At 64.1% G+C, this 20,210-nt stretch carries 14 protein-coding genes; 8 read left to right on the forward strand and 6 right to left on the reverse strand.

The genetic code is table 11. From position 1 onward, the window contains the following. Positions 1-51: 51 nt before the first annotated feature. Entirely contained in the window at positions 52-399 is a 348-nt protein-coding gene (locus tag ACTQ1Z_RS03980) for an Asp23/Gls24 family envelope stress response protein (protein WP_293813926.1), read from the reverse strand. Between the two features lie 426 nt (positions 400-825). Between ACTQ1Z_RS03980 and ACTQ1Z_RS03985 the strand changes: the two genes are divergently transcribed. Then, the gene (locus ACTQ1Z_RS03985) at positions 826-2,391 is read left to right on the forward strand and encodes an amidohydrolase (protein WP_441858924.1); all 1,566 of its coding nucleotides are present in this window, start codon (positions 826-828) and stop codon (positions 2,389-2,391) included. 82 nt (positions 2,392-2,473) lie between these two features. Continuing rightward, on the forward strand, positions 2,474-5,140 hold the full coding sequence (locus ACTQ1Z_RS03990; RefSeq protein WP_441858926.1) for an NTP transferase domain-containing protein: 2,667 nt from the start codon (positions 2,474-2,476) through the stop codon (positions 5,138-5,140). 289 nt (positions 5,141-5,429) lie between these two features. Here the strand turns inward: ACTQ1Z_RS03990 and ACTQ1Z_RS03995 are convergent, their stop codons facing one another. Next, positions 5,430-6,764, reverse strand: a complete 1,335-nt coding sequence (locus ACTQ1Z_RS03995) for a Na+/H+ antiporter NhaC family protein (protein WP_441858928.1) — start codon at positions 6,762-6,764, stop codon at positions 5,430-5,432. 216 nt (positions 6,765-6,980) lie between these two features. On the opposite strand from ACTQ1Z_RS03995, the gene ACTQ1Z_RS04000 reads away from it, so the two are divergent. Both ACTQ1Z_RS04000 and ACTQ1Z_RS04005 read left to right on the forward strand, forming a co-directional pair. After that, positions 6,981-7,895, forward strand: coding sequence for a LysR family transcriptional regulator (locus tag ACTQ1Z_RS04000; protein ID WP_441858930.1), 915 nt, complete (start codon positions 6,981-6,983; stop codon positions 7,893-7,895). A 178-nt stretch (positions 7,896-8,073) separates the two neighbouring features. Continuing rightward, entirely contained in the window at positions 8,074-9,498 is a 1,425-nt protein-coding gene (locus ACTQ1Z_RS04005) for an MATE family efflux transporter (protein WP_441858932.1), read from the forward strand. Here the strand turns inward: ACTQ1Z_RS04005 and ACTQ1Z_RS04010 are convergent. The 3 genes from ACTQ1Z_RS04010 to hypB form a co-directional block, all read right to left on the reverse strand. Continuing rightward, the gene (locus tag ACTQ1Z_RS04010; protein ID WP_293813920.1) at positions 9,495-9,839 is read right to left on the reverse strand and encodes a hydrogenase maturation nickel metallochaperone HypA/HybF; all 345 of its coding nucleotides are present in this window, start codon (positions 9,837-9,839) and stop codon (positions 9,495-9,497) included. The two genes, ACTQ1Z_RS04005 and ACTQ1Z_RS04010, sit on opposite strands and share 4 nt — an antisense overlap. Positions 9,840-9,905: 66 nt before the next feature. Then, the gene (locus tag ACTQ1Z_RS04015; RefSeq protein WP_441858935.1) at positions 9,906-12,695 is read right to left on the reverse strand and encodes an FAD-dependent oxidoreductase; all 2,790 of its coding nucleotides are present in this window, start codon (positions 12,693-12,695) and stop codon (positions 9,906-9,908) included. Positions 12,696-12,869: 174 nt separating this feature from the next. Continuing rightward, a complete protein-coding gene (gene hypB / locus ACTQ1Z_RS04020) occupies positions 12,870-13,643 on the reverse strand; it encodes a hydrogenase nickel incorporation protein HypB (RefSeq protein WP_441858937.1) in 774 nt (257 codons plus the stop codon). A gap of 390 nt (positions 13,644-14,033) precedes the next feature. Here hypB and ACTQ1Z_RS04025 point away from each other — a divergent pair, with 390 nt between their 5' ends. From ACTQ1Z_RS04025 to ACTQ1Z_RS04040, 4 genes are all read left to right on the forward strand, one after another. Next, a complete protein-coding gene (locus tag ACTQ1Z_RS04025) occupies positions 14,034-15,149 on the forward strand; it encodes an ATP-binding protein (RefSeq protein ID WP_320679598.1) in 1,116 nt (371 codons plus the stop codon). A 196-nt stretch (positions 15,150-15,345) separates the two neighbouring features. Further along, the gene (locus ACTQ1Z_RS04030; protein WP_441858939.1) at positions 15,346-17,124 is read left to right on the forward strand and encodes a histidine kinase N-terminal 7TM domain-containing protein; all 1,779 of its coding nucleotides are present in this window, start codon (positions 15,346-15,348) and stop codon (positions 17,122-17,124) included. Then, a complete protein-coding gene (locus ACTQ1Z_RS04035; protein WP_441858941.1) occupies positions 17,121-18,590 on the forward strand; it encodes a sensor histidine kinase in 1,470 nt (489 codons plus the stop codon). The genes ACTQ1Z_RS04030 and ACTQ1Z_RS04035 overlap by 4 nt, the downstream gene beginning before the upstream one ends. 4 nt (positions 18,591-18,594) lie before the next feature. Further along, the gene (locus tag ACTQ1Z_RS04040; RefSeq protein ID WP_441858943.1) at positions 18,595-19,224 is read left to right on the forward strand and encodes a response regulator transcription factor; all 630 of its coding nucleotides are present in this window, start codon (positions 18,595-18,597) and stop codon (positions 19,222-19,224) included. A 124-nt stretch (positions 19,225-19,348) separates the two neighbouring features. Here the strand turns inward: ACTQ1Z_RS04040 and ACTQ1Z_RS04045 are convergent, their stop codons facing one another. After that, positions 19,349-20,185, reverse strand: coding sequence for a hypothetical protein (locus ACTQ1Z_RS04045; RefSeq protein ID WP_441858945.1), 837 nt, complete (start codon positions 20,183-20,185; stop codon positions 19,349-19,351). Between the last annotated feature and the right edge of the window lie 25 nt (positions 20,186-20,210).

Below are 20,210 nucleotides of genomic sequence, written 5' to 3' on the forward strand. Positions count from 1 at the left end.
GATGACCCGGGCCAAGGGTACGGCCCGAGATAGCCCCGGACCGAGTGGGCGCTACCTGTTGGCGCGAAGGTCCTCGACGTGGACCGTGACGTCTGCGTTGTCGATCTCCGCGACCTCCTTGAGCGTGAAGCGAACGGCGCTCTCGAGGTTGCGGGAGACGCTCGCCATGTTGACGCCCTGCTCGAGGACGGTGTGGAGGTCGACCTTGACGCGACCATCCACCACAGTGACGTCGATGCCCTTGCGGAGGCTGCCGAGCGACAGCAGACGAACGATGTTGTCCTGGGCATCCGTGTAGGCCATGCCCACGACGCCGTAGCACTCGAACGCGGCGTAACCGGCGAGGTCAGCGATGACGTCGTTAGAGACCCGGAGGGTGCCGGGAATGGGATCGGCCATGCGTCTCTCCTCTCGTTTGGCCGGCTGCACCGGCCACCAAGCCACCGGGAAGCCGGCGGCCCATGAGATTTCATAGGTAGAAGGAAGTATAGCGCGAAGCCAGGCGACGGCGCGCGGCAGCTGTGCGAGACCCGCGTATCGCCACGTCCGCATCCGAGCGGCGCCCGGCTCCGCCCAAAAGAACCGTTCCGGGAATGAGCCGGCACGTTCGCCGCTTCTTTTTCATGTTCACTCTTTACAGACTACTTACACATGTGAACACTATTCGTGAACAAAGGCTCGCGCCCACACGGGGCGGGCCGCATGAGGCAGCGGTCGCCCGGCACCCGCCATCGCACGAGCGCCGGATGACCGCCGCACGCCGCTCGCGGCGCCCATGTCACAAGCCCTCACGGCACGCCCGTGCCCACACGTAAGGACACACGTATGAAGGTCTACGAAGGCACCATCCTCACGGTCAACGCCACGGACGACGTGGCGCGTTACCTCGTCGAAGACGGCGGCCGCATCGTCTACGTGGGCAATAACCTGCCCGAACGCTACGCCACCGGCGAGCGCGTCGACCTTGCCGGCCGCACTCTCTGCCCGAGCTTCGTCGACACGCACGAGCACCTCGCTAGCTTCGCCACGTTCAACGCCGGCCTCAACGTCATGAACGCCCGCACGAACGTCCAGATCTGCGAGATGGTGAGCGAGTTCGCCGCCAGGTCATCCGCAAAGATCCTCATCGCCTTCGGCGCCTCGCCCTACTCTGTCGAGGAGGGCCGCCTCGTCACGCGCGAGGAGCTCGACGCCGTCTGCCCAGACCGCCCGCTCATGATCGTGAAGTACGACGGTCACGCCTGCGTCGTCAACACTCCCCTGCTCAGGAAGGTCGAGGACAAGGTCTCCGTCCTCCGCGGCTACCACCCGAACACGGGCGAGATGAACCAGGAGGCCTTCTTCGCGGTCTCGAACTTCATCACCGATTCGCTCTCCATCCCCGAGCTCGTCAAGAACATCCAACACGCGATGGACTACCTCGCCAGCAGGGGCATCGGCATGGTCCACGATGTCTCGGGTGTAGGGTTCACCGGAGACCTCGACATATCGCTCGAGCAGTGGCTCGCCAAGAGCGCCCAGAGCGGCTTCCAGATCCGCGTCTTCCCGCAGTCGCTCGACCCGAGGGTTGCCACCAAGCGCCACCTGCCGCGCATCGGCGGCTGCTTCGCCTGCGCGCTCGACGGCTGCTTTGGCTCGAAGGACGCCGCGATGCACGAGCCCTATGAGGGCACCGACGACAAGGGCGTCCTCTACTACACCGACGAGCAGGTCCTCGAGTTCTGCCGCGCCGCCAACCGCGCCGGCCTCCAGATCGAGGTCCACGCCATCGGCGACGCCGCGTTCGACCAGGCGGCCCGCTGTCTCGCCACCGCGCTCGACGAGTTCCCGCGCGAGGACGCCCGCCACGGCATCATCCACGATAACCTGCCCACGCCCGAGGGCATCGCCCTCTGCGCGAGCCATGGCATCCACTTCCCGATGCAGTCCTCCTTCATCGACTGGCCGCAGGAGCCCGAGTCCTACCTCGTCGAGCTCCTTGGCGAGGAGCGCGTCGGCCGCCTGAACCCGCTTCGCGACATCGCGGACGCCGGCATCGTGATCTCCCTCGGCTCGGACGCGCCCTGCACGGACCCCGACCCAATCCTTTGGCTGCATCGCGCCTGCAACAACAGCACGCCCGGCCAGTCTCTTACCATCCGCGAGGCGCTCAGGGCCGCGACCTACAACGGCGCTTGGGTCACCTTCGACGAGCGCGACCGCGGTTCTCTCGAGGCCGGCAAGCTCGCCGACATGGTGATTCTCTCCGAGAACCCCTACGAGGTGCCCACCGCCGAGCTCGAGCGCATCAAGGTCGAGGAGCTCCTCCTCCAAGGCCGCCCGTATCGCCCGCAGCACCAGGGCGTAGCCGCCGCGATCGCCCGCGGCATGCTCGGCCACGGAGCCTGCTAGCCCACCCGCCCGCCATCACGCCCAAAAAGTTGACAAAGGGACTGTCCCTTTGTCAACTTTTCCAACAAACGAAGGACCGTCAATGATTTCACACATCCAGTTCCGCGTTCTCTCCTCGCTGGCCACCAAGCCCGCGACCACACAGCGAGACATCGTCGCCAACGCCGGCATCTCGCTCGGCTCGGTCAACAAGGCCGTTCGCGCGCTGACGGAAGCCGGCCTCGTCGCGAGCGACCTTTCCATCACCGACGCCGGGCGCGAGGCGCTCGAGCCGTTCCGCGTACGCGGCGCCATCATCCTCGCCGCGGGCATCGGCAGGCGCTTCGCGCCGCTCTCCTTCGAGCGTCCCAAGGCGCTCTTCCGCGTGAGGGGCGAGGTCCTCATCGAACGTCTCATCCGCCAGCTGCGCGAGGCGGGCGTCGAGGACATCCACGTGGTCGTCGGACCGATGAAGGAGAGCTTCTACTACCTCGAGGACAAGCTCGGCGTAAAGCTCGTCCAGACGACGGAATACGCCACCAGGAACAACCACGCGTCGCTCTGGAGCGCGCGCAGCTACCTTGGCAACACCTACGTCTGCCCGGCGGACCAGTATTACGAGGAAAACCTCTTCCACCCGTACGAGTACCGCTCCAGTTGCGTGGCCGTGCGCACCCAGGGCAAGGGCGCCAAGCAGGCATTCGACCTCGGCGCCAACGACCTCATCGTCGCCGCGCGCAAGGACACTGACGTCGCCTGGCGCATGGAGGGCCCGGCCTACCTTGACCAGGACTTCGCCGACGACTACCTCGACATCCTCGAAGACGAGTACAACCTCCCCGAGACCGAGGGCAAGCTCTGGGAGACCATCTTCATCGAGCACGTCGACGAACTGCACATGTTCGCCCGCAAGCTCACTCGCGACACGATCCACGAGTTCGACTACCTCGGCGATCTCTGCGCCTTCGACACCGCCTTCATGGAGAACGTCGATTCCGCGATCCTCGACAACATCTGCCGCACGCTCAGCTGCGGCCGCGACGACATCACGGACGTCCGCCCGCTCGACTCGGGCCTCACGAACCTGTCCGTCCTCTTCACCTGTAAGGGCGTGCGCTACGTATACCGTCACCCCGGCGCCGGCACGGACGAGATCATCAACCGCGAGGCGGAGACCTACGCCCTCGGCATCGCCTCTGACCTGGGCCTTGATTCGAGCTTCATCTACGAGGACCCCAAGACCGGCTGGAAGCTCAGCCGCTTCATCGAGGGCTGCCACGAGCTCGACTATGAGAACGAGGACGAGGTCAGGCACGCGCTCGAGATCGCGCGCTCGCTCCACGCGTCCGGCGCCACCTCGCCCTGGAAGTTCGACTTCTACGACGAGGCGAAGCGGATCTGGCACCTGCTCGAGGAGGAGGGCTGGCCGCTGCCTGCGGATTTCGACGAGCTCGCAGAGCAAATCGGCAAGCTCGTCGGCCCGATGCGCACCGGCGCAGGCACCCCGGTCCTGTGCCACAACGACTTCTACGGCCCGAACCTCCTCGTTACCGGTGACGACATCTGCCTCATCGACTGGGAGTACGCGGCCATGGGCGACTACGGCTGCGACTTTGGCAACTTCATCGCGCAGGGCTCGGGCTATAGCGTCAAGCGCGCGCTCGAGGTGCTGCCCTACTACTTCGGCCGGGAGGCGACCGACGAGGAGCTGCTGCACTGCACCGCATGCGTGGCTGTCGTGGGCTGGTACTGGTACGTCTGGGCGCTCTTCAAGGAGTGCAAGGGCGCGCCGGTGGGCAAGTGGACGCGCATCTGGTATGACGCCGCGAAGGAATTCAGTGCCGCCGCGCAGGAGATGCTGGACGAGAGCTGCAAGAACCTCCACGCCCTCACGCGCCCCGAGTTCGACGCGCTCGTCGCCGTCGAAGGAGGGAGGAGCAACGAGGCGGACGCCCCCATGCTTGCGCAGCTCGCAGACGAGGGCCTCGTCAACCGCACGAGCGTGGGTGCCTCGCTCACCACGGCGGGCTTCATGTCACTCGAGCCCTATCGCGCGCGTCGAGCGGTCTTCTTCGCAGCGGGCTTTGGCTCGCGCATGCTGCCGATCACGGTCAACACGCCCAAGCCACTCGTGCGCGTCCACGGCAAGCGCTTCATCGAGCGCCTGATTGACGCCGTGCTTGCCGCGGGCATCGAGGAGATCTACGTCATCCGCGGCTACCTGCCGGACGAGTTCGACGTCCTGCTCAAGCAATACCCCGGAATCCACTTCATCGACAACCCCATCTACGCCGAGACGAACAACATCTCCTCCGCCGTGGCGGCGGTCAAGGCCGTGCCCGAGTGCTTCCAGAACGCCTACGCCTTCGAGTCAGACCTCTACCTCACGGACCCGCGCTACATCAGCAAGTACCAGTATCGGAGCAGCTACCTGGGATTCCCCGTTGACGAGACGCTCGACTGGTACTTCGAGACGGACGAGAGCGGCCGCATCACGAAGCTCGCCAAGGACCTCGGACGCGACTGCTGGCAGATGGTCGGCCTCTCCTACTGGACGGCCGAGGACGGCGCCAAGCTCGCTCGCGACCTGCCCGTCGCGTTCGAGATGTCTGACGAGAACCGCCAAATCTTCTGGGACGACGTGCCCTGCCGCGTCCTTGCCGAGAACTACGACGTGCACGTGCGCGAGTGCGACCCATCGCACATCATCGAGATCGACTCCTTCGCCGAGCTGCAGGAGGTCGACCCCGCCTACCGCCCGAGGAAGTAGCGCGCGGCGGGAGTTGACAAAGGGACAGTCCCTTTGTCAACTTTTCGCAGCGGCGGCGGGACTCGCGGTTCGCGGCCACCCCAGCGTCGGGTCCCTCAAATCGCTAATACCTACCTCTTGTCAGGTTTCGAGGCCGAAATCGAGCCCGATTCCTTACAAGAGGTAGGTTTTCGTTTCTAGGCACGCGGTGCGACACGCGGCAGCCCGGCGCAATACGCGGCAGCCCGTCACGCGACACGCGGCAGGCCGGCGCGACATCGGCCGCGTCGCCACTGCGTCGCCGCCGGCGCTACTCGCAGGCAATCGCCGGGACAAGACGACCGGTGCGCTGCGAGCGCAGGCTGCAGAGCAGGTGCCAGAGGGGGATGAACCACAGATAGACCGCGGTGACCCAGCAGGCCGAGGGGGCGCCGCACATCGTCATGACCGCGGTGCAGGCGATCGACCACGGCACCAGGGGCGATATGACCACGGCAGAGTCCTCGAGGGCGAGGGCCAGTGAGCGCTTGTTGGGCTCGACGTTCTCGCAGAGCTGGCTCGCGAGCATGATGCCAAGCGTCTGGTTGCAGGCAACCATACTCGCCGGCACCGTCACCGCGAGGATTGCTCCGAAGGGGGTGATCCTGTCCGCGACCTCCTCCATATGGTTACGGACGCCATCAAGAAGACCGGTTCCCTCGAAGAGGCCGACGAAGGACGAGGCCAGGCACACGATCGCGGTCACGTTGAGCATCGAGACGACGCCACCGCCCGACATGAGCCTCGAGACGAGCGGGTTCGAGGTGCGGAAGCCAAGCAGGCTGAAAGCGGCGACATCCATCGGCGCGATGCCGCGGAAGACAACGCACACGAGGGCCGCGACCACGATGCTCGCCATCATCGAGCGCTTCATGCCGATATGCATGAGCGGGAAAACGATGACGGGAACCACAGGCAGCAGGGCGACGATGTCCTGGTCGAAGTAAGCGGCCAGTGCCGTGGCGGTAGAGGCGGAGCCAAACGAACCGCTCGGGCGGAGGAGTAGGCCAGCCGCGGCGTAAATCGCGACCGCACCCACGAAGGGGACCGCCGAGGAGCGCATCATGGCCTTGAAGTTGTCAGGCATCCTGGTGCCGGTGACCGAACGGACGAGAAGGGCGCTCGAGCTCATCGGGGAGCAGCGGTCTCCAAAGTAGGCGCCGGCAAGCACCGCTCCACCGCAGACCAGCGGGTTCGCACCCATGGAGCTCGCCATCGTCATGCTAACCACGCCCATCGTGGCGGACGTGCCAAACGCAGTGCCCGTGAGAAACGACATGAGCGAGCAGAGCAGGAAGACCGAAAGGGGCGCGGTTGCCGGGGTCACGAGCGGGGTCACCATGACCACGATCTGGGAGACCGTGCCGCAGGCGCGCCACAGCGCCGTAAGGGCACCGATGAGGATGAACGACTGGATCACACCACTCGCGGAGCAGACGCCGTCCGCGCACATGCGGGCGAGCTCGCGGGCGCCATGGCCACGATAGCGACCATAGCCGCAGAACATGACGAGACCCACAAGGAGCGCGAACGGCATGGGAACGCCAAGCGCCACGCAGGCGATGAGCTCCGCACAAAACGCCCCGAGAACCACGATCTCCGCCAAGGCATCCTCCACATCCACGTCGCCGCGGGTCTCTCTCCGCCCGCTTGACACCCCACTATGCGCCCCGATATCCACACGTTCAAACTGTTGCTTCTAGTGATTGCCACAATCTATACTTGTGGCCACGAGTTGACAAAGGGACAGTCCCTTTGTCAACTTTGTCAACCCTGCAAAAGGGACTGTCCCTTTTTCAGGTCGCGTGGGCGGGGAGACGAGATGAACTTCCAGACGGCGGAATACTTCAAGGCAATCGCCAAGGAGCGCAGCTTCACGAAGGCGGCGGAGCGGCTGCACGTGACGCAACAGACGCTCTCCGCGCATATCGCCGGAGTCGAGCGCGAGCTCGGATGCACCCTTATCGAGCGCTCCGTCCCCCTGCGGCTCACGCACCAGGGCGACACCTTCCTCGCCTACTGCGAACGGCTCTCCGCGGAGATGCGCAGCCTCAGACGTCAGCTCGCCGGCGACTCCGCAGAGCAGACTGGCACGCTGCGCATCGGTGTATCCTTCACCCGCGGACGTGCGGTCCTCCCCCGTATCGCGCCGGCACTCGGCAAGAAATACCCGAACGTCGCGATAAGGATCCTCGAGAACGACAACGACGGCATCATGGTCGCGCTCGCTGAGGGCAAGATCGACGTGGCCATCGGCGTCGCGGGGCACCCCGTGCCCGGCATCGAGGCCACCCCGCTCTACCGCGAGCAGACGGCGCTCCTGGTGAGCGAGGGGCTCCTACAGAACGTCGGCATCGACAAGCACGGCATCGCGAAGCCACTCTCCGAGGGAGACCTCTCCCCTCTCGCCACATGCCCGTTCGTAGCGAGCCCACCGGAGGACGTCACGGGCATCATCGCGAGCGAGCTATTTGGCAGGTCCGGGTTCAAGCCGATCGTTCGCGCGAGCTCGCGCAACATGGACACGCTGCTGGCGCTGGCCCTGAACGGAATCGGTGCCTGCATCTGCCCCCTCAACCTGCTCGACGTCATTACGAGCAGGCTTCAGCGCCGCGAGCTCCTGCTTTATGACCTGGGCCCGAGCGCAAGCTACCCGATCAGCCTCTGCCTGCCCGCGAGTCCGCAGCGCTGGCACGTCATCGACGAGTTCGCCGATATCGCCTACGACTGCCTGTAGGGTGCGCCGCGCACGGGCGCACCGCCGGCCGCGCACGGGCTCGCACGCACCGCATGCAGGCACGCCGCCGCGCACCCGTTACAAATCCGCCCTCAGTCCCCCAAAAGCGTTGCGTACGCAGGCGCGACGCGTCTAGACTAGAGCTGTCGAACAGGGTGCACGCGGAGGGCTAGGTGGCATGGGCGTAGAGACGAGCGCGATTCAGAGCGAAGAGACGAACGAGAAGCACTCCGCCGGTAGCCGTCGCAGGCTCGACATGCTTCACGGCTCGCTCTGGCGCACGATCCCCGCCTTCGCCCTGCCCGTCGCGCTCACCGGCATCCTCGAGCAGATGAGCTCCCTCATCGACACGATGATGGTCGGCCACCTCTCCGGCGAGGCCGGCCCCGCCGCCATGGCCGCCGTCGGCTCGAACACGCCCATCACGAGCCTCTTGCTCAACCTGTTCATCGGCATCGCGCTTGGCACGAACGTCGTCATCGCCAACGCAATCGGCTCGAACGACAGGGACACCGTCCACAAGGCGGTCCACAGCTCGGTCTCGCTCACCGTCTTTGGCCTCGCCGTGACGCTCGTAGGAGAGCTGCTTGCCGCGCCCCTCCTCCGCCTCCTCAACGTACCGCCCGAGAACCTCGACCAGGCCCTCACCTTCCTGCGCGTCTACCTGCTGGGCATGCCCTCCATCATGCTCTATAACTTCGAGGCGGCAATCTTCCGCAGCGTCGGCATCACGAAGATGCCGCTCCAGGCGCTCGCGTTCTCCTCCCTCGTCAACGTCGCGCTCGTGTTCCTGTTCATCCCCGTGCTGAACTTGGGAGTCGGCGGTGCCGCGGCGGCAACGGCGATCAGCTACACGATCAGCGCCGCCATCCTCTTCGTGCGCCTCGTGCGCATAGACTCACCCATCCGCCTGAACCCCCGCGAGCTCGGCATTGACCGCCAGGTCCTCGGACGCATCGTGCGCATCGGTCTGCCTGCGGGCCTCCAGAGCGCGGTCTTCTCCCTCGCGAACATCGTCATCCAGGCCTGCATCAACAGCCTTGGCACCGAAGTCATGGCCGCGAGCTCGGCGGTCTTGTCGCTCGAGTACGTGGTCTACAACCTTCTAAACTCGTTCAGCCAGGCCTGCACCACCTTCGTGGGCCAGAACTACGGTGCCGGCCAGATCAAGCGCTGCAAGAAGATTCTGCTCATCGCATTCGCGGAGGCGGAGGTCGCAGAGCTTATCGTGCTCGCCATCCTGTTGGGATTCGGCAGGCAGATCATGGCGGCCTTCAACCCCGACCCCACGGTGGTCGAGCTGGGCTACCTGAGGATGTGCGTCCTGTTCCCGTCGTACATGTTCAGCATGGCATACGAGAACATGAGCGGTTACCTGCGAGGATTTGGCATTTCGCTGCCGCCGGCCCTCATCACGGCCATAAGCGTGTGCGGGTGGCGCTTCTTCTGGGTGAGCGTGGTCTTACCCGCCGCGCCCTCGTTCCTGAGGCTTCTGGCAATCTATCCCATCAGCCTTGGCTCCACGACGGTGCTCGTCTTCATCGCCCTGATGATCATCCGTCCGAGCAAGATCTACGCCCGTCGCGAGAAGGCGGCCGCCTAATACGCCTCGATCTCGCGAATCATGACCTCGCGCCCGTGCAACAGGTGCGTTCGTTCGCTGCCGCACGCGGGGCAGATGCGCCCATGGGCAACGGTTCCGTACTCGGTCCCGCATGCCTCGCAGACGCTCGCTGCCTCCCTCTCGCAGACCTCGAGCTCGCACCCCTCCATCATCGGCTCGCGCCTGCACGCCCACGTCCAGGCATCCTGGAGGAGGTCCGGCACCACGCCTGACACCTCGCCGAGGTCGAGCGTCACGCGCCGCACGGAGGTCAGCCCGTTGTCCGTCGCCGCCTTCTTGGCGTCATCGATGATGTAGAAAACGATTCCCAGCTCGTGCACGCGCACCCCCTCCAAACGACGGCGCGCCCGCCGGGCGCGGGGCGGCAGGCGGGCGCGCAGCAAGGTCTATTTACCCTTACCACCAAACATGATCTTTATCTGGCGCTTTGCCGCATACTTAAGCAGGCTCGGCACCTTCTTCTCGTATTTGACCATCGTGGAGCACTCGGGCTTCTCGCGGAACAGGTGGATGGCGTCGAAGTCGCACTTCGTAGTACAGAGGCCGCAGCCAATGCACTTGTTGGGGTCGACCACCGACGCGCCGCAGCCAAGGCAGCGAGCCGTCTCGGCCTTAACCTGCTCTGCGGTAAAGGTGCGCACGTACTCGCCGAAGGGCTCGGCCTTCTCGCGGTCGTGGTCAATCGCGGGCTCCTGGCGAGCCGTCGTGTCATACGAGCCGAAGTCCACGTCGTCCCGATCGAGCGCTACGTAGCTGCGCTGATTGCGGCCGATGGTGAGCGTGCCGCCCTGGACAAAGCGATGGATGGAGACCGCCGCCTCATGACCTGCGGCGATGGCATCAATCGCGAACTTGGGTCCGGTGTAGACGTCGCCACCCACGAAGATGTCAGGCTCTGCGGTCTGATAGGTCTTCGGGTCCGCCACGGCACCGGAGCCGCGGCCAAGCTCGACGGCGCTACCCTCAAGCAGGTCTCCCCACACGACGGCCTGGCCGATGGACATGACCACCTGGTCGCAGGAAAGCTCGATGGTGTCATCCTCGTCATACTCGGGAGCGAAGCGGCCGTCCTCGTCGAAGACGCGTGTGCAGCGCTTGAAGACGATGCCCGTCACGCGGCCGTCACGCGCGAGGACCTCCTTCGGACCCCATCCGCAAGAGAGGCGCACGCCGTCGGCCTCTGCCTCGGCAACCTCCTCGCTCGAGGCGGGCATGACATCTCGAGATTCGAGGCAGAGCATCTCGACGCTCTCCGCACCAAGGCGAGCGGCCGTCCGCGCGACGTCGATGGCGACGTTTCCGCCTCCCACGACGACGACCTTCCCGCTTACGGGTGACGCCGTGCCGCGCGTCAGCTGCTCCGTCGCGACCTCGCGCAGGAAGTCGACGGCCACGGAGACGCCCTCGGCATCCTCGCCGGGCACGCCCGCGAGACGGCCGCCCTGGCATCCGATGGCCACGTAGAACGCCTTGAACCCCTGCTCGCGCAGCTGGGCAAGCGTCACGTCGCGGCCCACCTCCACGCCATAGCGGAACTCGGCGCCCATGGCCTCGATGACGTCCACCTCGGCCTGGATGACGTCCTTGCCCAGCTTGTAGGCGGGGATGCCGTAGGTGAGCATGCCGCCGGGGCGCTCGCCCTTCTCGAACACGACGGGCTTGTAGCCCTTCTCGGCGAGGTAGAAGGCGCAGGTGAGGCCCGCGGGACCGGCACCGACGATCGCGATTTTCTCCTCGAAGTCGCCCTCCACCTTCGGGCGGACCTGGGGCGGGATGTAGCGCGTCTCGGCGTTGAGGTCGAGTTGGGCGATGAACTTCTTGACCTCGTCGATGGCGATGGCCTCGTCCACGCGCCCGCGCGTGCAGGCGTCCTCGCAGCGGCGATTGCAGATGCGACCACAGACGGCAGGCAGCGGGTTCTCGCGCTTGATGAGGGCGAGCGCCTCGGTAAAGCGGCCCTGCGCCGCGAGCTTGAGGTAGCCCTGGACGGCGACATGCGCCGGACAGGCAGTCTTGCAGGGAGCGGTACCCGTGTCGTAGGTCTCGATGCGGTTCCTGTTGCGGTAGTTGGGGCTCCACTTCTCCGGGCCCCACTTGACGGCGTCGGGCAGCTCCTGGCGCGGATACTCAGGCACCTTGCCAGTCGACTTCTGGCACAGCTTCTGGCCGAGCTTCACGGCGCCAGCGGGGCAGACCTCGACGCATCGACCGCAGGCCACGCAGTTGGCAGAATCGGTGTGGGCGACGTAGGCGGAGCGCGAGAGGTTGGGCGTGTTGAACAGCTGCGAGGTACGAAGCGCATAGCAGACGTTCACGTTGCAGTTGCAGATGGCGAAGATCTTGTTCTCGCCGTCGATGTTGGTGATCTGGTGGACGAAGCCGTTGTCCTCCGCGCGCTGGAAGATGTCGAGGGCCTCCTCGCGCGTGATGTAGTGACCGCGGTTCGTCTCGACGACGTAGTCCGCCATGTCGCCAACGGCGATGCACCAGTCGTTGAAGTCATCGCCGCAGCCCTCGCCCATGCGCTGGCGACTCATGCGGCAGCTGCAGGCGCTGGCGGCGTATTTGCCATCGTACTTGTCGAGCCAGTGCTTGATGTGCTCGATGGAGATGGACTGGTTCTCATGCTCGATGGCGCGCTCGACGGGAATAACGTGCATGCCGATGCCCGCGCCTCCGGGCGGCACGAGCGGTGTCGCGCGGGAGAGCGGGCCCTTCGAGGCCTGCTCGAAGAACTTGGCGAAAACCGGGTGCTCCTCGAGCTGGCTCCAGCGCATGTTGAGGAACTCCGCCGATCCCGGCACGAGCATGGGGAGAACCCACTGCTTCTCATGCTGGGGATTCTCCCAGTTGTATTCGAGGAGGCCCACGTAGGAGACCTCGTCGAGCATGGGTTCGAGCTTCTCCGGCGGGATGCCCGTCGCCTTGACGGCGGCCTCGAGCGTGTAGGGTTGGCGCATCTTGAGCTTGACGAGCATGTCAGCCTGCTCGTCAGTCGCAGCCTCGGCGAAGCTCCAGTACTCATAGGGCAGAAGCTCGTCTTTTCCGAGGAGGCGGTTCGTGCAGTGCTTGCAGAGGGCCACGATGCTGGGGCGCGGGTTCTCCGGAAGCTCGGGGACGAACTCGGATCCGATGTCAGGCTCGGTGTAGGAGATGCCGGGGCCGTTAATGATCATGGTCACTCCTCTGGGTTGGGGCGTAAGGGGCGGATCTGGGAGACGGACGGTCGCGTGCGCGCGGGCGTACGGGCACAGGCGTACGGATGGACGTGGGCGTGCGCGGAGGCGGGGAGCCGGGCGTGCGCTTCCCGCATGGCGCGCGGCGGACGCGGCGGATGACGTAGCCCGCCGCTACTCGCCTGGATAGTGCGGGGCCTCGCTGTTGGCCGGCGTGGCCTTCTCGAACGTGCCGGTCTTCCACGCGGCGACGGCGGCGCGCAGCCATGCCGTCCACGCGCCTGTGCCCTCCCCCGTCTTGGCGCTCATCGGGATGACCTTAGCGCCGGGGTTTCGCAGGCGCACGTTCTCCTCGCAGCGTGCGAGGTCGAAGTCGAAGTACGGCGCCACGTCCATCTTGTTGACAAGGACGACGTCGCAGACCTCGAACATCAGCGGATACTTGAGGGGCTTGTCGTCGCCCTCCGGCACGGAGAGGATCGCGACGTTCACGCTCGCACCCGTATCGAACTCCGCCGGGCACACGAGGTTGCCCACGTTCTCGAGAATCGCGAGGTCGAGGGGAGCCGTGTCCGCGGCCTCGGCAGCGGCCTCGAGCTCCGCGAGGCCCTGGCGGCACATAGCGGCGTCGAGGTGGCACATGCCACCTGTATGGAGCTGGATCGCCGTGACACCCGTCGCGGCCATGGCGCGTGCGTCGACGTCTGAGTCGATGTCCGCCTCCATGACGCCGATGGAAAGGTCGCCGGCAAGGACCTCGATGGTGCGTGCGAGCGTTGTGGTCTTGCCCGAGCCGGGGCTGCTCATCAAGTTGAGCAGGAAGGTCTTGCGAGCACGGAGCTCGTCGCGGAGAGCGTCCGCCGCGCGGCCGTTGCTCGCGAACACGCTCTGTTTGACCTCGATGACGCGGACTTCACGCTCGCGCGCGTCCTTCTCGGTATCTTCCATGTCTCTCCCCTCGTAAGCCACGCTCATCCCCATGGGCATAGGCGAGTGATTTACATAATCTTATTGAGTGTACAGGAGCAGGCGACTCACGCCCGCAGGCAATCGCCAGACGGCAGAGACATAAATTGCCCGCCCAGCGCACGCGCGAGGCGGGCAACATATCGCATAGCTTGGATGATCAATACAGGCTAGCTTTCGAAAACCGTAAGCTCCAAGCCATCCTCCTCCTTAATCACTAAGGTGCTGAGGACCTTCGTAGCCTTGGTATAATTCGGTATAAGTTGGTATAAGTTAGTAAAGCTCAATCAGACGGGCGACGAACAAACCGCCCAGCATCGCACCGAAGGAGACGCGGTGGCTACGAACCCCTTCAAACCTACGGCAGGCAAGATGCCCCCGGTCCTTGTCGGGCGCCAAGGCGTAATCGACGAATTCGTCGAAGGCCTCGAAAATGGCGCAGGCGCACCGGGGAGGCTCATGCTCATCAGCGGAAACCGAGGCTATGGCAAGACCGTCATGCTTGGCGAACTTCGCCGTGAGGCCATTGCGCGTGGATGGACGGTTCTCCCGGAAACAGCCTCACGAGGCATGTGCGACCGTCTCCTCCAAGCCCTCTCCCCCAGGAAGGCAAGGGTAGACGCCGCCTCAATCAGTCCTTCAGTGAGCATCGGGGGTGTCGTCAGCGCAAGTCTCGGCAACCTTTCCATCACAGCGCCCGAGGAGCGTGCCCTCACGCTACGCGATGCCATCAACGCTCGACTCGCAGAAATGGAGCCCGGTCGCGGCATTGTCTTCACCGTCGACGAGGCACAAGCGGCGTCGGAGCAAGACATGGTCACCCTCGCCACCACCTTGCAACACGTCATCGCAGACCAGGATATGAGCCCGCTGCCGGATGACCAGAAGCGCGGCATCGCCATGGTTTTCGCTGCACTTCCCTCCTCCGTGGATGACCTGCTCGACAATAAGGTCCTTACCTTCTTGCGTCGCGCACAGAAAGAGCGCCTTGGCGACGTCATGATTCCCGACGTCAGGGATTCGTACGTCGAAGCCGTCAACCGCGCGGGCAAGGAAATCGGCTTCGATGCTGCCATGCTCGCCGCACGTCATTCCGGCGGCCATCCTTACCTTGTTCAACTCGTCGGCTACTACATGTGGCGATCCGCGGACAAACGTGGATCCGACACGATCGAACCCGTTGATGTCGAGCTTGGTGTTCGCGACGCTCGCGAGGCCTTCTTTGATGCAGTTTGTGCACCTGTTTACTACGGGCTCAGAAGTCCACAGCGTCTCTTCATTGAGGCAATGGCCCGGGACGAGGAAGGGCCGTCGCGCCTGGCGGATATCGCTCGGCGATGTGAGCGTTCAAGCGCATGGGCAAGCAAATACCGCGCAAGCCTTATTCGCGAGCGCGTCATCGAGGCCGCGGGCTATGGCCTTGTCCGCATGCGTGTTCCCCACCTACTCGATTTCGTTAACGAGAAGATTCTTTGGCGCGAGGAGTAAAAGAGAGAGCAAGCGCCCGTCCGCCCGCACGCACCCGCACGCCCACCCACGCAAGCGCCCGGCCGCCCGCACGCACCCGCACGCCCACCTGTCTGCCCGCGCGCCGAGAATGGCGAGCTTGGGACACGTGACCCACCCACGGTCGCGTATCCTAGAAGTACCGGAGATGCATGAGTCTCGCCGGGGGGAGGTGACGATGGCCAGTCCAATCAAGTCGGCAAGAAACCTAGCCCGCAAGCGCAGGGTTTTCGTCGTCTGCGGCGCGATTGCCGTCGTGTTCCTCGCCCTTGTCATCGCCGCTATGGCCTTTGCGGGGCCGCCCATTCCCCCGATTCCGCAGGGCAACGTCTGGTTCAGGTGGATGGGAGACCGTGCGGTCCACATGCGCATCGCGAGTTCGGCCTTCTCGCTCTGGGGAGTCTCCGCCTATCTCCGTTGCCTCGACCGCAAGAACCGCATCTACCTCGCTGGCATCGCGATCTTCCTCGTATTTTGGATGCTCGACGCCATCATCAAGTGGAAGACGCACAGCCTCTGGCTCGGCATTTTCTGCTGGTACTTCTACTACGTCCCCATGACGGTCATCCCGCTGCTCACCCTACTGATTGGCGGGCGCGCCACGGGCCTCGACCGCTCCCCCGCCGCCCGCGACATCAAAAACGGCCTCATCGCCCTCGCCTGCGCCCTCATCGTGCTCGTCTTCTCCAACAACCTCCATCAGCTCGTCTTCTCGTTCGACTCGCCTAACCCGGGCGTAGTGGGTGAGTATGAGTACCGCGGCGGCTACTGGCTCTTCATGATCTGGAACGTCCTCTGCTACGCCGGCTTCTTCGTCTGCCTCGCCCGCGCGTCGCGAAAGCACCTCCGCACATTCATCGCCATCATTGTGGGCGTCTTTCTGGTTGGCGTTCTCTACATGCTCTGTTACGTGTTCCGTCTCCCCTTCGCAATGCGCCTCAACTTCTCGCTCGTCTACGCCTCGCTCGTAGTGACGGCCCTCGAACTCTCACTCGACCTCGGGCTCATTCCGTCCATGGTCAGGTTCGATAAATCCTTTGCAAAGATCCCCCTTGACCTGCGCATCGTCGACCTCGACGGCAAAACCTACCTCGCCACAAGTAAGGCGGAGTCCGTCCGGCGCGACACCATCCGCCACCTGCTCGAAGAGCTCGCCAAGAACAAGGGTGACGAGGCCATCTCCATACGAACGGGCGAGCACGAGGTCACGAGGGTCTGGCCCATTTCGGGCGGGGCCGCAATTCTCGCGCAGGACGTCAGCGGTCTCGACCATGTCCATGCCGAGCTCGAGCAGGTCCACGCGGAGCTCCTCCGCGACAGCAAGGTGCTTGGCGCCCAAGTACAGGTTACCAAGGCCCTCGCCGGCGTAGAGGCAGAGCGCAAGCTCGTCGATGAGATTGAGGCGGCTCTCGCCACGTCCCTCTCGCGAGCGGCGAGAATCCTGGATACGCTTCCGGAGGGCCCCGGCCACGACGAGGAACGCCGGCGCGAGGTCGAACGGGCGCGCATGCTCGTCGCTTATAGCAAGCGCAAAGGCTCCCTTGTCCTTTCGACCAGCGAGGACCCCGAGCTCAACCGAGACCGCATCGTCCTCATCGCCAACGAGCTCGCGAGCGACCTTCGCGCGGTCGGCATCGACTGCGCCGCCGCCGTCGATCTTCCCCATGCCCTCGCCACGAGCGAGATGAGCACGCTCTATGACTGCATCTATGACTTCGCCTTCGTTGCGCTCGACACGAAGAAGCCCAGCCTGCTCTATCACCTTGGCACTCGCCCCGACGGAACGGCGGAACTCCGCGCGGTGCTCGAGTCTGACGATGATGACAACCTCCTGGCTCGATCCCAGGCGGTCGAGCTCGAGCGCACCCTCGAGGCGCGCGACGTGATCTTCGTCCTTTCCGGTGACGCCGGCGAGCTCAGGCTCGTCGCGAGGGTCCGCTTGGGAGGTGACGCATGATGCCCGGCGTCTTCAACGAGACATCCCTGCTTCTTCTCTTCGTGGGTAGCTTCATCAGCTGCTGCCTCCAGCTCGTCCACGTCCCCCTCACCGCAGCCGGACGCAACCGCCGCCTCGCCCTCATCGGCCTCTTCTACGAGATAGGCGTCGCGAACCACCTCTTCCTCGCAGCGGACTACATGATTGGCGTCCTCTCGAACACAGGCACCTTCGCGGCGGACACGATCCTCGCGTCCCAATGGGGCCACTTCCTCTGGGGCAATGTCATCACCGTGGTATACGGCATCGCCTTTTGCATCTACCTGAAACATCCGGTGATGATTCCGGAGATAACGTTCATGGCGCTCTGCACGCCACCCGCGCTCAGGCTTCTCGGCCCAAGTTGGACCATCGTCGCGATTCTTGACGTGGCGTACTTCCTCTTCAGGACCACCGCGGCGATCTGCGTCGATGCCATCCGTCGCACGGAAAAGCTCTCGAAGCTCTCCGTCATCGAGACCGTCAACGTCATTCCGGTGGGCATCCTCGCCACAGAACACAGATCAGCTTTCGCGCTTATGAACAACACCATGCGAGATACGCTCGGCATTCTCGATCTCCCGACCGACCTTGGAGACCTTAGTGACATGTGGGAGCGCCTCGACCGCATTGCGGAGCCCCTTCGCACCATCGCGAATTTGCAGGGAATCCCGCTGCTTTCAGACGAGGGAAACGAGAAGCTCCTCATTCGCCTTCCCAACGATACATACAAGCTCTTCACTAGGGAGATATTAGAGAACGACGAGAGGCAAATGACACTCGCACTCGACGTGACCGACCTCGCCCTTGCCAATCGCAATCTCTGGCGGGCAAACCTCGACCTCAAAGATGCAACCGAGGCCATTCGGGAGCAGATGTCGCTCGTCGGCCTCGTCGCCGAGGGAGAGGCGCACCTAAAGATGCGAGCCCGCGTCCATGACGTCGTTGGCCAGCGTCTCTCCATTATCCACCGGTATCTCGAGGAACAGCGCATCGACGACACCTCCGTCGCAGAGCTCAAGGAGCTCATCGCCACGGTCATGAATGACCTGCGCGGGGATACCGGGGATGCCAGCACCGCCCTCGCCGCCGTCGTCTCCGCGTTCGCCCTCGTGGGCGTAGAGATCGAGGTCACAGGCGAGCTGCCCACAAACCCTCGGGTGGCGGCGACACTCGTCGACGTCATCCGCGAGACGGCAACCAACGCCTGCAAGCACGGACATGCCCACACGGTCGAAATCCAGCTTGGGCGCAAAGAGGCATCGCACGGAGCCCGCTATGTCACGCTCGTCGCGCATGATGACGGCGACGGCATGGCAAAGAACGCGGACATCACGAGCGGCACAGGCATCGCGGGCATGAGGCGCGCCGTCGAGTCCCTCGGCGGGTTCCTCGAAATCGCGAGCAAATCCCCCTTCGTTATCAATGTCGGCATTCCCGAGAGGTGATCGCATGGAAACCATTGGCGTGCTGATCGTCGAAGACCAGGCGATGCTCAGGGAAAGCCTCGTCTCCACCATCGATTCCCAGCCAGACATGCATGTCGTCACCTCGCTCGCAGATGCCGCCGAGGCACCTGGCTTCGTTGCCAGGGGCGGCGTCGACCTCGCCCTCATGGACGTCTGCACCGAGAATGACTCAAGCGGCATAGTGGCCGCCAAGCGCATCAAGCGTGACTCCCCCAAGACGCGCGTCGTCATCATGACGGGCATGCCGGACATCACCTTCGTCGAGCAGGCGCGTGACGCCGGGGTCGACAGCTTCGTGTACAAGAACGTTGGCATCTCGGAACTACTCTCCGTGATGCGCTCTACGGACTCCGGCTACTCGACCTTCCCCAAGGCTCCGGATTCCGTCTTCTCTGGAAGCGCGGCCCTCACGGATGAGGAGATCCAGATTCTCCGCCTCGTCTGCGAGGCCAAGAGCCGCAAGGAGATCGCCAGTGAGCTCTTCATGAGCGAAGGCACGGTCAAGCGCCGCATCGGAGAGATCCTCGCCAAGACGGGCTATGACAACATCCTCCGCCTTGCCGTGCATGCCGTGGCGGAAGGTTCCATCGTCCCGCGCATCGGCGACAAGTAGGAGCCGACACCGCTAGGAGCCGGCACCGCGTCGCCAGCGCATAGAAATGGGGCCGGGACACTCGAAGCGTCCCGGCCCCTCGTTCATGACTTAGCTCACGAACGGACGGCTATCGCACGAAGAGTTACATGACGACGGTACTATAGCTGCAGATGTCGTCATAGGACTCGGTATAGTAAAGGCCGAGGTTGAGGGTGATGTTGACGAGCTGATCCACAGAGGTGATGCCGTCGTAGTAGAGCTCGGTGGTCATGGTCTCTCCGGGCGTCAGGCTGCAGCTGAACCAGGCCTCGTGCTCGACGTTGTCGACGTAGTTCATGCCGGTGGGCGAATAAAGCGTGACGTTCTCGTTGGAGTTGTTCCTGACGGAAATGACAAGACCAACGTAGCCGTACTCGTCAGCGTACTTCGCGTCGACCGTGGCGGTGATCCACTCGTCATCAGCGATGGTCTGGACGGGATCGAGGGGAACCATGGCAGGTTCGACGTCAGGGTCCGTGGTGGAATCGATGCCGCTGCGAGTCATATTGGAGCGATCGGTCTCGATGAAGGAAGCAAGGTCGGTCGAGTTGCCCTTCTTGAACTCGATGTGATCCGATCCGTCAACGATGCTCAGGGTGTCGCCATCAAGCTTGAACTCGACGGTCTCTCCCTCCCATTCCATGGTCTTGGCCTTGGCGTCCCATGTGGCATCGTAGACGTCGCCGAACATGTCCACCTCGCACTTTCCGTCCTCGGCGAAGTGGATGATCATGTGAGCATCCCAGTCCTTCATCATCTGGATAAACTCGTCATCGAGCTCTTCGCCTTCGAGTGTGCCGCCGGAAAGCTCCCAGTAGCCGATAAGCTTGGACTCAGCGGAGCCACCACCGCCGCCGCAGCCCACAAGGGCGAGGCACATGGTGAGCACGAGCGCGATGCCAACGAGCATCCTCCGCCAGAGGTTCGCCGTCTTCTTCATGTCTTGTCCTTTCTCCCGCTTGCTT

Source organism: Parolsenella sp. LCP21S3_E11 (assembly GCF_052118165.1).
Classification (GTDB): Bacteria; Actinomycetota; Coriobacteriia; order Coriobacteriales; family Atopobiaceae; genus Parolsenella.